We start from the raw sequence: 13,754 nt of genomic DNA on the forward strand, positions 1-13,754 counted from the left end.
AAAGCGACACTATTCTTCCGGTGTTCCCGGACATTGTCGACGAAGCGACGAAACGCCCGGGGCGCAGTACAACGGTCGGCCAGCCTACCTGGCGACCTCCCGGACCGGGTTCACGGGGCGCGGTCGGGTGCCCTCCCCGAGAGCAGGAAGACGACGGTCCGCTCGCGCTCCTCCCAGTCGCCGGGGTCGAGTCGGACGGATTGCAGCAGGGCGCACTCGACGGCGTATCCACCGGCGCTGAGCGCGGCGCCGACGGCCTCCGCCTCGTCGCGGGTGGAGGCGTGGGCGACGATGCGTTCGGGGCGGCGGTCGGCGCAGGCGGCGACCACGGCCGCTCCCCCGCCCCCCACCCGTACGACATCGGGTTCGGGCAGCCGCTCCAGGACGTGCGGGGCGCGGCCGTGCACCACGTGGAGTTGTACGGCGGCACGGCGGGCGGCGGCGTCGGTGCGGGCGCACGCGTCCACTTCGGCGTCGACGGCGATCACCGCCGCACCCAGCCTGGCGGCGTCGACGGCGAAGGCTCCGGAACCCGATCCGACGTCCCAGACGAGGTCGCCGACCCGGGGGCCGATGCGGGCCAGTTGCAGCGCGCGCAACTCCTCGGACTCGCCTTCGGCCCGTGACAGCGCTTCTTCGAGGGCAGCGGTCCGTCCGCCCCGCTCGTCGACGCCGCGCGGAGGACGACCCTCGCCGTAGGAGTCGGTGGGCAGCGCCCAGCCGCGTACGCCCACGGGGTGTCCGGCCTCCCGGCCGGCGATCCATGCTGCCGTCGGAGCGGGGCGGACCCCGGACCCGCCGATGACGATCACGACGTTGGGGTCACGCCACATGTGGTCGGCGGCCTTATCGGAGGTGAGCACGGTGACCTGTTCGCGCTCGGTGCCCAGTTCCTCGCAGATGACGAAGGTGCGGTGGACGCCTTCGAGGAGGAGGGCCAACTCACTGGGGCCGGCCCCGGGGGACGTCAGCACGGCGACCTTGGGATGCGCCCGACAGACGTTGACGGCACGTCGGAGGGTGCGGGGGTGGGCGACGACGATCTGGGCGTCGTCCCAGGGCATTCCGGCGCGGGCGAAGGCGGCGGCGACGGACGAGACCGCGGGGACGACCTCGACCTCCAGGCCGTGCTCGGGGGCGCGCAGCGTGCGGACGACCCCGAAGAAGCCCGGGTCTCCGTCGGCGAGCACCACGGCGGTGCCGCGGTGGCCAGCGATCCGGCGGGCGGCGAGGTCGATGCTGCCGAGGCGGATGCGTTCGGCGTCGGCCGGCACTTCGGGCAGCGCCAGATGGTGTGCCGCACCGGCGACCAGGGTGGCGGCCGTCAGTGCGGAGGTGGCCGTGGCGGTGAGGGGCGAGCCGTCCCAACCGATCACCGTGACACGGTCGGCCATCTCATGAGCTCCTGGTGTCGTCGCAGGTGGTGGTCGCCCGAGAGCCGCGCGGACGCGCGGGGGCAGAGTGACAGTACCTGGCTCGGGCCGGGGCTGGACCGGCTCAACTGCCGGCGCCTTGGAGCACGGGCGTTGCACGGCCGGGTTCCGCCCTTGCGCGGGCTGGTGGGGTGTGCCGTCACCCCGTGATGGTGGCCCTTGACCGACGTGCCCTGAGCCGTGCCCGCGCGGATCGCGACCACAGCGCGAACACACCGCGAACACATAGGGACGGCCGGCGCAGTGGCCCGCCCTCGGGGAGCGTGTGTCAGTTCAGCTCGGTGAAGGACGCATAGCCGAACTCCGCCAACTGGTCCGAGCCGCCTTCCAGGTCTTCGGGCAACAGGCTCCAGACGATCAGGTCGGTGCGCATGTCCATCCAGTCCCCGGCCTCGGTCTGGGACCGGGCTATCCAGGCGTTGCGCAACACTCCCTCGCTGATGCCGCCGACCTTCTGTGCGACCTGTTGGGACGCGGTGTTGTCGGCAGGGGTGCGCAGTTCCATGCGTTCGAACTTCTGGTCCCGGAAGAGCCATTTGGCGACGGCCAGCACGGATTCGGTGGCGTACCCCTCGCCACGGGCCCAGGGGGCCGTGACGTAGGAGATCTCGGTGGCGAGGGTGTGCCAGTTGGTGTTGCGGAGCCGGATCGTGCCGACGAGCCGTTGAGTGAGGAACTCGGTGACCGCGAGGGCGATGCCGCCACCGCCGGTGCGCTGTGCAGGAGCGATCCTGCGGACCCAGTCGCGGGCGTCGTCGCCGGTGTACGGGAGGGGCGCCGAGGTCCATGCGGCGACGAGTTCGTCGTTCATCATCTCGGTGTACGCGGGGACGTCCGCCTCCTCGAAGGGGCGCAGCACCAGTCGCTCCGTGCTGATGGACACGTCCGGAAAGGTGGTAGTCATGCGCCGCTCCGTAGCCAGGGGCCTGCTGGATCCGGGTACCAGAACCAGGGGTCTGCCGAAGTGTCAAGGATGCAGCATGGACACGTCGGACCGCACCACAGGGTGCCGCTCGCGGCGGTGAGCCCGGCTGTGGGACCGCGTACCCCCAAGTGGGGCGCCCTGTCGCTGACTTCGAGGACCGGCACGGACGAGCGAGGGCGTCGGGCGACCGGCGCTCCCCTGGACGCTCCGGCCCCCGGCGGGATTTCTCTACCTGCCCCGTACCACCGGCCGCCCGCCCGGGAAGTCCTGCGGCCCCCGTCCGTACGTTCACGACGTACGGACGGGGGCCACGGGGTGCAGCGGAGGAGGCGGGGCCGCTTAGAACGCGGGTATGACCGAGCCGTCGTACTCGTCCTGGATGAACTTCTTCACCTCGGGCGAGTTCAGCAGCTTGACGAGCTTCACCACCTGCGGGTCCTTCTCGTTGCCTTCCTTGACGGCGAGGAAGTTGCCGTAGGGGTTGCCCTCGGCGGCTTCGAGGACGAGCGAGTCGTCCTTGGGGCTGAGCTTCGCCTCGACCGCGTAGTTGCCGTTGATCACGGCGGCATCCACGTCATCGAGCGAGCGCGGCACCTGGGCCGCCTCCAACTCCTTGAACTGGATCTTCTTCGGGTTCTCGGCGATATCCTTGGGCGTGGCGTCGTTGCCGGCGCCCGCCTTCAGCTTGATCAGGCCGTTCTGGTCGAGCAGCTTGAGCGCGCGGGCCTCGTTGGTGGTGTCGTTGGGCAGCGCAACGGTCGCGCCGTCCTTGAGGTCCGCGAGCTCCTTGACCTTGTTGGAGTAGAGGCCGAGCGGCTCCAGGTGGACCGTGACGACGGGCGCGATCGTGGTCTTGTTCTTCTTGTTGAAGTCGTCCAGGTACGGCTTGTGCTGGAAGAAGTTGGCACCCACCTCACCGCTCTGGGTCGCCGTGTTCGGCGTCACGTAGTCGGTGAACTCCTTGACCTCAAGCTTGAGGCCCGCATCGGCGGCCAGGTTGTCCTTGACGAAGCCGAGGATCTGGGCGTGCGGAACGGCGCTGGCGGCGACGACGAGCGTGCCGCCCGGCGACGCGGACTTGGTGTCGGAGTCGGAATCGGAGCCGCAGGCGGAGAGCCCGAGGGTGAGGGCTCCGACAGCGAGGACAGCAGTGGTGATCTTGGCGGTGTTACGCACGAAAAGTGCCTTTCTCCATGGGTGGTGCGGTGGTACGACCCCGAGGGGTCATCGGGGGGTCTAGAGGGTCTTGTCCGGCCGGGGCGCGGCCTTGGTGACGACGACCGGGGTGATCTGGCCGACGGGTGCGGTGGCGTCGTGGCGCAGGAGCCGCATCCGGGGCGCCGAAGTGCTGCGTCCGCGTCGGTGCAGGCTGCGGGCCGCGTAGTCGCCGGCGAACTGGATGAGGGAGATGACCACGGCGAGGATCGCCACCGTGATCCACATCAGTTCCGTCTCGAAGCGCTGGTAGCCGTAGCGGACGGCGATGTCACCGAGTCCACCCGCACCGACCGTGCCCGCCATGGCGGAGTAGCCGATGAGGGCGACGACGGTGGTGGTGGCGCTGGAGATCAAGGACGGCAACGACTCGGGCACGAGGACCTTGCGCACGACGTCCCACGTGCTGCCGCCCATCGACTGGACGGCCTCGACGAGTCCGTGGTCCACCTCGCGTACGGAGGTCTCCACCAGCCGGGCGAAGAAGGGGATGGCGCCGATGGCCAGGGGGACGATCGCGCCCTCGCGGCCGATGGTGGTCCCGGTGATCGCCTTGGTGAAGGGCATCAGCGCCACCATGAGCACGATGAAGGGCATCGAGCGGGTGACGTTCGCGATCTGGCCGATGACCTTGTTGGCGAAGGCGTTGCCGAGGAGTTGGCCGCGATCGGTGAGGACCAGCACGATCCCGAGCGGCAGCCCGACGACGACCGCGATCACGGTGGACCAGCCGACCATGTAGAGGGTGTCCCAACAGGCCTCCAACAGCAGCGGCTGCATCTCGGACCAGGTCACTTGGCACCTTCCTTGAGGGCATCGGAGGTGAGAGCGTCGGAGCCACGGGCGGGCTCGGCGATCTCGACCTGGAGTCCCTGCTCCCGCAGGAATCCGATCGGTACGACGTTCTCCTCGAACCGGCCGGGCAACTCGATGCGCATCCGGCCGACCTGCCGGCCCGCGACGGTGTCCATTGCCGCGCCGAGGATCGAGATGTCGATGTTGTAGGTGCGCGAGAGCTGTGAGATCACCGGCCGGGTTGCGGCGTCACCGTGGAAGGTGACGTCGACGACGGTGCGGTCGGGGCCGGAGGCGTCCCCTCCGACGGGGAAGAGCGCGGCTGCGAGTTGCGAGCCGGGCGTGGCCAGCAGTTCGCTGACCGTGCCGGACTCGACAATGCGTCCGTTCTCCATCAGCGCGGCCGAGTCGCAGACGGTCTTGACGACGTCCATCTCGTGCGTGATGAGCAGGACCGTCAGGCCCAGGCGGCGGTTGAGGTCGCGCAGGAGGTGCAGGATGGACCGCGTCGTCTCGGGGTCGAGCGCGCTGGTGGCCTCGTCCGAGAGGAGCACGTCGGGGTCTCCGGCGAGGGCCCGCGCGATGCCGACGCGCTGCTTCTGACCGCCGGAGAGTTGGCTCGGATAGGACTTGGCCTTGTCCGCGAGGCCCACCAGGTCCAGGAGTTCGAGGGCCTTGCGGGTGCGCTCCCGCCGGGAGAGTCCAAGGATCTCCAACGGCAGTTCGACGTTGTCGCGGACGGAACGCGAGGAGACGAGGTTGAAGTGCTGGAAGACCATGCCGATGCGGCTGCGGGCGGTGCGCAGTTCCTTGCCTGCGCGGGGGCCGCGACCGGCGAGGGCGGTGAGGTCCCGCCCGTTCACGGTGACGGTGCCGGCCGTGGGGCGCTCCAGCAGGTTGACGCAGCGGATGAGGGAGGACTTGCCGGCGCCGCTCTGGCCGATGACGCCGTACACCTCGCCTTCAGCGACGTGTAGGTCGACGCCGTCCAGGGCGGTGACCTCGCGTCCTCGCGAGCGGTAGACCTTGGTGAGGCCCGTGGTGGTGATCACTGGGATGTCCATCACTGTCGAGTGCACGGCACGGGGGCGCGCCGGCACGGGGCGTTCGTCTTCGGGTGGGGTGTTCTTCGGAACGCGGCACGGTCTTCTTCCGGGGCGCGCTCGGCGGCTCCGGGGCGTGAAGGGGTTCGGTGCGTGCGCGGTGGCAGCGGCGATCCGATCAGGCGAACGGACGGCTGCGCGATCTCACTTCGGGGCGCGAGGCAGAGCGGGGGCCCTCAGAAGGCGCACATTCGACACAGACAACGAGCACCGGGCGTCGGGTGCGCCTCGGTCGCAAGGATGCGGCTGCTCGTCGTGGTCATGTCGGTCAGTAAACCAGATGGTTCCAGCAAGCAAAGAGCGCCGTCCGAATAGCGGACGGCTGCGATATGGGGGCGGCTACGGGCCCACTCCTGGGAAATGGACCCCAGATACCGCTGTGACCTGCGAAAATCACGCTCGTCGCCGGTTTGCCCGGAGAGCGTCCCCGGTGCCCCACTGTGGTCAAGGCCACGATGGGGCCGCCGGCTCCCCACCGCGGACGCGAGGGACCTGACCTCGTACGGGGTCGCGCGCGAGGGGCCCTGGCAGCCGTAATACGCTCGTGGGCATGCTTGACGCCCTGACGGTCGTGGTCGCCGTGACCGCGCTCGCCCTCGCCGCCTGGTGCGGCTACGCGGCCTACCGCGATCAGCCCACCAAGGACTGGCACTTCATCGGCATGGCCGTGGTGACCGCACTGGCCCTGATCCAACTGATCGTGGGTGTGGTCCAACTGGCCCGGGGCGAGGACGCACGGGACGGCACGGTGACCTTCGTCGTCTATCTGATCGGCGCGTTCACGGCGGTGCCCGCCGCCGGTTTCCTCTCGCTCACGGAACGGACCCGCTGGGGTTCGGCGACCGTCGCAGCGGGTGCAGTGGTGCTCGCCGTGCTGCAAGTGCGGCTCTACGACATCTGGGGAGGCTGACGGTGTCCGAGCCCGTGGCGGCGAAGCCGCAGGCGGAGCGCTCCGCGCACGACCGACAGCAGCCCGGGGCCAGGACCAGACTGGTCGCCGGCCCCGGAGTGCTGTTGGTGTGGTTGTACGGCGTGATGTCGGTGGGCGCGGTGTCGCGTTCCGTCTACGAGATCCTCGTCCGCTTCGACACGGCACCGCTGGCGCATTCGCTCTCGGCCGTGGCCGCCGTGGTCTACGCGTTCATCACGTACACACTCGTACGGGGTGGTGACAGGGCGCGCAGGGCGGCCCTGGTGTGTTGTGCCGCCGAACTGGCCGGAGTGCTGATCGTGGGCACGTGGACCGTGGTGGAGCCATCGGCCTTCCCCGACTCCACCGTCTGGTCCGCGTACGGCATGGGCTACGTCTTCATCCCGGTCCTGTTGCCGGTGACCGGAATGCTCTGGCTGCGCCGCGCACGGGATCAGCGGCCGAAGGCTGAGCGTCCCGAAGGCTGAGTCTCCTCTCAGGCGCTGGTCACATAGCCCAGCTCCGACGCGCCCTTCTCCAGGGTGACCAGGGTGAGCCTGGGTCCGACCTGCTCGCGGGCGACCGGGACGTAGCCGCGGCTGCGGTAGAGCCGGAGGTTGCCCTCGCTGCGGTGCCCGGTGAACAGCTGGAAGCGTTGGGCGGCCGGTTCGGTGGCGAAGTGGTCCTCGATCGCATCCAGGAGCCGTCCCCCCAGCCCGTGGCGTTGCATCCGGGGGTGGACGATCAGCTTGGCGATCCGGGCGGTGCCGTCCTCGTCGACACGGCCGCGCACGGAGGCGACGACCTCGTCCCCGAGGCGGGCCACGAGGGCGTGCCCCTCGGCCAACTCGGCGCGCAGACCGTCCAGGGACTGGGTGAGGGGCTCGATCGCGTAATCGCCGTACAGCTCAGCCTCGCTCTGGTAGCAGAGGTACTGAAGCTTGAGAATGTGCTCCGCGTCCTGGGCTCTCGCCGCTGAGATCGTCACGCTCATGCCCATGTGCACATGCCTCCTGCTCACCCGTCCAGGGCAGTTGTCAGCCGATCGCCGGCCGTTGTCTACCGCTCCTTTCCCCCACGGGCAGGAGCTCCAACCTCCACAGCGAGCATTCTGCGCAGACATCCCAGGCAACGGGAACGCATCGGTCCTAGACTTCCCTGTGAGATACCCAACTCTCCTGCGATTTCCCGGTAAGTAAGGTCATTCGGCGACAACATCGCAGCCAATAGCCGGGGGCAGTCGCCCGGGGTGCGCTCCAGGGCCGCCCACACCGCCCGACGCCGCTCGGCCATGAGCAGCGCCCCCTCGGGTCCATGGCCGACGTCGTCCTCCGGCTCCGGCACCCGACCGCCGATGGGACGCTCCCTCCGTGCGGTCCGACGGGATCGACGCGCCTGGGCACGCACCACGGACCGCACCCAGCGGGCCGGTTCCGCAGGTGGGCCGCCCCTCCCCCAGGTCTCGAACAACCTCAGCCAGACCGTCTGTTCGAGGTCGGCCGCCTCCATGCCTGCGGCGGGAGCCTCCGCCGTCGCCTCGGCGCGCACCAGGGGGAGCAGGGCGGCAACGGCGGAGGCGACGGGGTGCGTGCGGGGCGTCATGTGGAGCGGGACACCCGCCCGTACGAGGACGGTTGCCCGGGAGCGGCCCTGTCACCCGTACGGGAGGCGTCAGTCCTGACGGCCCGGTCGACGGCGACCGTCGCGGTGGGCTTCGGCGGCCAGCAGGCCCGTGTCCGGGTGGTCGGTGAAGATGCCGTCGATGCCGGTGGCGAAGTAGCGCCGATAGGCGCCGAAGACGTCTCCGTACCCATCGGCCCCGGCGTTGGCACCGCCGTCGTCGCGCCGGAAGTCGGCCGGTAGGAAGACGTTCTCGTTCCGCAGGGTGTACGGGTGGACCAGGAGGCCGCGGCGGTGCGCGTCCCGCACCAGGGCGGTCGGCTCGCCGAGCTCGCCGTTCGCGTCCTTGGGGATGACGAGGTCGAGCGTGGGCCCGATGCCCTGGGCGAAGGAGGCCAACCACGCCAGGCCCTCGGGCTCGACCAGATCGGCGACCGTCCGCGGATCGCCTCCGACGACGAAATCCCAGGGCCTGCTGGTCGGCCCGGACAGCAGCACTACCCGGGGCGCCGAGACAAGCCGGGCCATCCGTCGCATGCTGTCGGGCTCGAAGGACTGGAGGAACACGGGAGCGTCCCGACCGTCGCGCCCATGGCGGCGCAGCAGCCGGGCGAGCCGTTCTTCGAGCCCGAGGCCCAGTCGGCGGAAGTAGGTGGGGTGTTTGGTCTCGATGTGCAGCCACACCGGACGGTCCCGGCGGCGCCCCTCGTCGTTCGCCCAGCGCAGCACCTCGTCGAAGGTGGGGATCGCCCAGCGACCGTCGTAGAGCGTGTTGTCCGGGCGGTTTCGGGGGATGCGCTCCTTGGCCCTCAGCGTCTTCAGTTCGGCGAGCGTGAAGTCCTCGGTGAACCAGCCGGTGAGCCGGGTGCCGTCGATGGTCTTGGTCGTCCTGCGGCCGGCGAACTCCGTACGGTCCGCCACGTCCGTCGTCCCGGTGATGTCGTTCTCGTGGCGGCAGACCAGATGGCCGTCCTTGGTGGGCACCAGGTCCTGCTCGATGACGTGTGCACCCATGTCCAGGGCGAGTCGGTAGGCGCCCATGGTGTGTTCGGGTCGGTAGCCGCTCGCGCCGCGGTGGGCGATCACGGTGGGATGCGGCAGGGTGCGGTACGAGCCGGTCGGGCGGGGTGGTCTGGGGTCGCGGGGCGTGGCCGCGGCGGGGGTGGCGGCGGCCACGCCGAACGCCGTGGTGGAGAGCACCGCCGCGCCCAGGACGGTGCGCCGCCCCGGCTCGCTGGCCGGGCCGTGTGCTGCCTTGGTCATCGGATTCCTCCCTGGATGCGCACGGCCTTCTCGAAAGGTGTTCCGTGCGGGTTTCGGCGCTGTCGACGCTAGGAAGTCATCACTTCCCGCAGGAGGACCACGGGCGAACGGAGCGCCAACACACATCAACAGTGAGTATCTGATCCGTGAACCCGATGTGCGATCGGGCGTTTGGCGCGAGTATCGTCCTCACCTGCGCAGACCACGGCGGATCGGGAGAGGTCCGACAGGGTCTCGCCCAGGCCGCCGACCGCTGCCGTCCCTTCATGACACCGGAGGACCCGTTGTCCCGCTTGACCCTCATCAAGGCCGTCCTAGGACCGATCCTGCGCCTGATGTTCCGTCCCCGCGTGGAGGGAGTGGAGAGCATTCCCGGGTCCGGTCCCGTCATTCTGGCGGGCAACCACCTCACGTTCATCGACTCGATGATCCTGCCCCTGGTGTGCTCTCGGCCCGTCTACTTCATCGGCAAGGACGAGTACGTCACTGGGAAAGGTCTCAAGGGCCGGGTGATGGCGTGGTTCTTCATCGGCGTCGGCATGATCCCGGTGGACCGGGACGGGGCCAATGGCGGAGTGGCGGCCCTGATGACGGGCCGCAGGGTGCTGGAGGAGGGGAGGGTCTTCGGGATCTATCCCGAGGGCACGCGCTCTCCTGACGGACGGCTGTACCGGGGGCGCACCGGAATCGCCCGACTCACCCTGATGACGGGGGCTCCGGTGGTGCCGTTCGCGGTCATCGGCACGGACAAGCTCCAGCCGGGCGGCGCGGGCCTGCCCAGGCCCGGCCGGGTGACGATCCGGTTCGGCAAGCCCATGGAGTTCTCCCGGTACGAGGGCATGGACCGCGACCGCTACGTCCTGCGGGCGGTCACGGACTCGGTGATGACCGAGGTGATGCGGCTCTCGGGCCAGGAGTACGTCGACATGTATGCGACGAAGGCCAAGGCCGCCTGACGGACCACCACGCGCGAGGGCCGACCCCTGGATCTCACCAGTGGGGTCGGCCCTCGCGCCGTGTGCGGGCCCGCCGGGTGGGCACGGCCGACTAGGGTCTTTCTTTTGGATCAGGCTGGATCAGGGAGCGGGGTCTGGTGCCGTGGATCGCAAGGCGGAGGAATGAATCACTGCGGAGCATTGGTGATTGACGACAACGCGGCGAGGCGCGGTGCCAGGGCACGCGAGCCCAGCAAGATCCGAAAGAAGGGCCCTACGGGTGCTCCACGCCGTCCTCCAGGCGCTGGCCCTTCAGCAGGAACCAGGCGGCGACCGCGGTGATCAGCAGCACCACCGAACCGACCGCTCCGGCGACGTGGAAACCGTCCGCGAAGGCGTTCTGCGCCGAGGCGAGCAGGGCCGCGCTCTGCTCATCGGGGAGCGTCTCGACGGCCTGCGCCGCCCCGCCCAGCGAGTCACGGGCGGCGTCGGCCACCCCGGACGGCACCCCTTCCGGGACCGTGAAGCCTCGGTAGACGCCGGTCACGATCGAGCCGAGCAGGGCGATGCCGAGGGCGGCACCGAGTTCGTACGCCGTCTCGGAGACCGCGGACGCGGCACCGGCCTGCTCCTTGGGGACGCTGGAGAGGATGACGTCGGCGGTGACGGTGAAGGCGAGGCCCGCGCCGAGACCTCCGAGGAACAGTGCGAGGCCCATGGAGAGCGGACCGGTCTCCGCGGTCAGCAGGGTGCAGGACGCCAGTGCCAGACCGACGGCCGTCAGTCCACCCGATACAGCGCTGCGCACGGACGCCCGGCGGGCGAGGTAGCCGGCGAGCAGACCCGCCATCACCGCGCCGACCGCCGCGGGCAGTTCGATGAGTCCCGCCTCCAGGGGCGAGCGTCCCTGGACCAGTTGCAGGAACTGGGAGAGGAAGAAGACCAGTCCGGACAGGCCGAGGATGGTCAGCAGATCGGCGAGGACCGCTCCGGAGAAGCCCCGGTTGTGGAAGAGCCGCACGTTCAGCAGGGGGGACTCCAGGGTCAACTGCCTGCGGACGAACCAGTACAGCGCGCCGATGCCGACGACCGCGGCGGCGGCCGAGAGCGTACCGATCCCGTGGACCGCCATCTCCTTGATCGCGTAGACGATCGCGACCATGCCCACCAGCGAGAGGGCGACGCTGAGCAGGTCCCACGGGCCCGGGTTCGGGTTGCGGGATTCGGGCAGCAGCTTGATTCCCACGACCACCAGGACCGCCATGACGGGCAGGTTGATCAGGAAGACCGAGCCCCACCAGAAGTGCTCCAGCAGGAAACCACCGACGACGGGCCCGACCGCGGCGCCCGCCGAGGCGGCGGCACCCCAGATGCCGACGGCGATGCTGCGTTCCTTCGGGTCGTGGAAGAGGTTGCGGATCAGGGCGAGCGTGGACGGCATCAGGGTGGCGCCGGCGACACCGAGCAGCGCCCGCGCCACGATCATCATTTCGGGGCTGGTGGCGTACGCGTTGAGCACCGACACCGCACCGAAGGCCACGGCACCCGTAAGCAGCAGCTTCTTGCGGCCGATGCGGTCACCGAGGCTGCCCATCGAGATCAGCAGTCCCGCGATGATGAACGAGTAGACGTCGCCGATCCACAGCAGTTCGGTGCCGGAGGGCTTGAGGTCCTCGCTCAGGAACGGTGTGGCGAGTCCGAGCACGGTGGCGTCGACCGCGACCAGCAGCACGGCCAGCACCAGTACGGCCAGGGCGATCCAGCGGCCCGGGGCCCGTACGGTCTCCTTCGTCAGTTGGTCGGTGCCGTTCACTTCTCCACGCTCCGTCGGGTGACACCGCCGAGCAGTAGCTCGGCGATCATGAATTGGTAGTCCTTGCCGGCGACCCGGCCCGACTGGACGGCCCAGGCTCCGGAGCCGACCAGTCCGTACAGCGCCTCGGTCAGCCAGGCGGCGGTCAGGTCGATGCGGAAGTCGCCCTCTTCCTGTCCGCGCTGGAAGAGGGCGGACACCCTGGCGTCCAGCCGGTTCCAGCCTTCGTTGACCTCGTCCTCGAAGAGCTGGTTCTCCGAGAAGAGGAAGCCGAGCAGGGCGGCGTTGGACTCGGTCTCGGCGATGAGTCGGCGCAGCGCATCGCGTGCGCCTCCCTCGTCGAGCCGGGCCTCGTCCAGTGCCGTTTCGAACTCGCGGATGCCGAAGTCCTCCAGCGCACGCACCAGGGAGTCCCGGCCGGCGAAGTGCCGGTGGAGGGTGGCACGGCCGATGCCGGCGGCCTTCGCGACCTCGTCCATGGTCGCGGTGGCCTTGCGGGAGAGGAGGGCGGCTGCGGTCCGCAGGACCTGCTCACGGTCAACTGTCATGAGACAACCATAACCCACATGAGACATCAATGTCTCAATCGATAGTGTGTCGCCTCACAGACGCGCCGAGATTTCGATACCGTGGGACGGTTTCAGCCGTATCGCTCGACCAGTGCGTTGCCGATCGCGGCCAGGTGGTCCCGCACACCCGGAGGGCCGGTCACCTCAAGCCATTCGACCGACCAGGCGAGTTCGCCTGCGAGGACGTACTCGTCGCGTCCGCGGATCACGACCTCGACGCGGCCGTCGGCCGCGGAACCCCCCACCTCAAGCCGACCGCCGAGCGCCAGCCGGAGCAGGCCCACCTTGTGGGGCGCGCAGACCGCCTGGATCTCCAGGGGCGTCCGCTTGCGGTCGACCTCGTCGGCGATCTCGCGCCAGCTCTCGGCGAGGTCGAAGTCCTCGGGTCGGTGCACGGGATCGTCGGTCGGGTCGACGGACGACACGCGGTCGATCCGAAAGGTCCGTCGGCCGTCCCCGGTGTGGGAGACGAGGTACCACGACGGGCCCTTGGCGACGATGCCCAGCGGGTGGACGGTCCTCTCGGTTTCGGCACCCTTGCGGTCGACGTAGCGGAGCCGCACCTGGACGCCACGGATCACCGCGTCCTGGAGTTCGTCGAGGAAGCGAGGTGGTCGGTGCTCGATCCGGCTCGTCCCCCATCGCTGCGGGTCCATGACCAACGACGACGCTGCCGCCTCGGCCTGCACCCGGAAGGGCTCCGGCAGGGCCTGGACGAGCTTGCGCAGGGCCGCTTTCACGGCCGGCGTCGCAGCCGAGGCCGGGCCGGCGACCAGGAACAGGGCGCGGGCCTCGCTCGCGGTCAACCCGGACAGGTCGGTGCGGGCGCCGCCCACCAGGCGCCAGCCGCCGCCCCGGCCCTGCGTGGAGTACACGGGAACCCCGGCCGTGGCCAGGGCGTCGAGGTCGCGGCGGGCGGTGCGCTCGGAGACCTCCAGCTCCTGGGCGACCTCCGCTGCCGTCACCTGCTCGCGCCGTTGCAACAGCAGGAGGATGGCCACCAGTCGGTCGGTTCGCATACCGATAAAACTCCCATATAAACCGGTCATGGGGTGACCGGTTTCAGTCGGCAAGATAGCGCCATGGCCTCACCGACGAGCCCCACTACGTACGAGCGCATCGGCCTGCCAGGGGTGCGCCGACGCCGTCTTCGGGAACCCTCTCGTCCGGGCC

At 69.7% G+C, this 13,754-nt stretch carries 14 protein-coding genes; 3 read left to right on the forward strand and 11 right to left on the reverse strand.

All coding sequences use genetic code 11. The features are described from left to right. Window positions 1-110 precede the first annotated feature (110 nt). The 5 genes from cbiE to ABZ348_RS27080 form a co-directional block, all read right to left on the reverse strand. On the reverse strand, window positions 111-1,394 hold the full coding sequence (gene cbiE, locus ABZ348_RS27060) for a precorrin-6y C5,15-methyltransferase (decarboxylating) subunit CbiE (RefSeq protein WP_358937314.1): 1,284 nt from the start codon (window positions 1,392-1,394) through the stop codon (window positions 111-113). Between the two features lie 307 nt (window positions 1,395-1,701). Beyond that, a complete protein-coding gene (locus ABZ348_RS27065) occupies window positions 1,702-2,337 on the reverse strand; it encodes a GNAT family N-acetyltransferase (RefSeq protein ID WP_358937316.1) in 636 nt (211 codons plus the stop codon). Window positions 2,338-2,697: 360 nt separating this feature from the next. Further along, window positions 2,698-3,534, reverse strand: a complete 837-nt coding sequence (locus tag ABZ348_RS27070; protein ID WP_358937318.1) for a MetQ/NlpA family ABC transporter substrate-binding protein — start codon at window positions 3,532-3,534, stop codon at window positions 2,698-2,700. 60 nt (window positions 3,535-3,594) lie between these two features. Beyond that, a complete protein-coding gene (locus ABZ348_RS27075; protein ID WP_358937320.1) occupies window positions 3,595-4,368 on the reverse strand; it encodes a methionine ABC transporter permease in 774 nt (257 codons plus the stop codon). Then, window positions 4,365-5,432 carry an ATP-binding cassette domain-containing protein gene (locus ABZ348_RS27080; RefSeq protein WP_358937322.1) on the reverse strand — a complete coding sequence of 356 codons (1,068 nt, stop codon included), beginning with the start codon at window positions 5,430-5,432 and terminating at the stop codon, window positions 4,365-4,367. Before ABZ348_RS27080 ends, ABZ348_RS27075 begins: the two co-directional genes overlap by 4 nt. A gap of 589 nt (window positions 5,433-6,021) precedes the next feature. Here ABZ348_RS27080 and ABZ348_RS27085 point away from each other — a divergent pair. Beyond that, entirely contained in the window at window positions 6,022-6,381 is a 360-nt protein-coding gene (locus tag ABZ348_RS27085) for a hypothetical protein (RefSeq protein ID WP_358937324.1), read from the forward strand. Between the two features lie 80 nt (window positions 6,382-6,461). Then, the gene (locus tag ABZ348_RS27090) at window positions 6,462-6,869 is read left to right on the forward strand and encodes a hypothetical protein (RefSeq protein WP_358937491.1); all 408 of its coding nucleotides are present in this window, start codon (window positions 6,462-6,464) and stop codon (window positions 6,867-6,869) included. Window positions 6,870-6,877: 8 nt separating this feature from the next. Here ABZ348_RS27090 and ABZ348_RS27095 read toward each other — a convergent pair whose 3' ends face one another. The 3 genes from ABZ348_RS27095 to ABZ348_RS27105 form a co-directional block, all read right to left on the reverse strand. Then, complete coding sequence (locus ABZ348_RS27095) at window positions 6,878-7,381, reverse strand: GNAT family N-acetyltransferase (protein ID WP_358937326.1); 504 nt, start codon at window positions 7,379-7,381, stop codon at window positions 6,878-6,880. Window positions 7,382-7,440: 59 nt separating this feature from the next. Beyond that, a complete protein-coding gene (locus ABZ348_RS27100; protein ID WP_358937328.1) occupies window positions 7,441-7,983 on the reverse strand; it encodes a sigma-70 family RNA polymerase sigma factor in 543 nt (180 codons plus the stop codon). 69 nt (window positions 7,984-8,052) lie between these two features. Then, window positions 8,053-9,264 carry a glycerophosphodiester phosphodiesterase gene (locus tag ABZ348_RS27105; RefSeq protein ID WP_358937330.1) on the reverse strand — a complete coding sequence of 404 codons (1,212 nt, stop codon included), beginning with the start codon at window positions 9,262-9,264 and terminating at the stop codon, window positions 8,053-8,055. Between the two features lie 266 nt (window positions 9,265-9,530). Between ABZ348_RS27105 and ABZ348_RS27110 the strand changes: the two genes are divergently transcribed. Then, window positions 9,531-10,220, forward strand: coding sequence for a lysophospholipid acyltransferase family protein (locus tag ABZ348_RS27110; RefSeq protein ID WP_358937332.1), 690 nt, complete (start codon window positions 9,531-9,533; stop codon window positions 10,218-10,220). A 253-nt stretch (window positions 10,221-10,473) separates the two neighbouring features. Here ABZ348_RS27110 and ABZ348_RS27115 read toward each other — a convergent pair whose 3' ends face one another. The 3 genes from ABZ348_RS27115 to ABZ348_RS27125 form a co-directional block, all read right to left on the reverse strand. Next, on the reverse strand, window positions 10,474-12,012 hold the full coding sequence (locus ABZ348_RS27115; RefSeq protein WP_358937334.1) for an MFS transporter: 1,539 nt from the start codon (window positions 12,010-12,012) through the stop codon (window positions 10,474-10,476). Beyond that, on the reverse strand, window positions 12,009-12,560 hold the full coding sequence (locus ABZ348_RS27120; RefSeq protein ID WP_358937336.1) for a TetR/AcrR family transcriptional regulator: 552 nt from the start codon (window positions 12,558-12,560) through the stop codon (window positions 12,009-12,011). Before ABZ348_RS27120 ends, ABZ348_RS27115 begins: the two co-directional genes overlap by 4 nt. A 92-nt stretch (window positions 12,561-12,652) precedes the next feature. Continuing rightward, the gene (locus ABZ348_RS27125; RefSeq protein ID WP_358937338.1) at window positions 12,653-13,600 is read right to left on the reverse strand and encodes a WYL domain-containing protein; all 948 of its coding nucleotides are present in this window, start codon (window positions 13,598-13,600) and stop codon (window positions 12,653-12,655) included. Between the last annotated feature and the right edge of the window lie 154 nt (window positions 13,601-13,754).

This window comes from Streptomyces sp. NPDC005963, assembly GCF_040638655.1.
GTDB lineage: Bacteria > Actinomycetota > Actinomycetes > Streptomycetales > Streptomycetaceae > Streptomyces.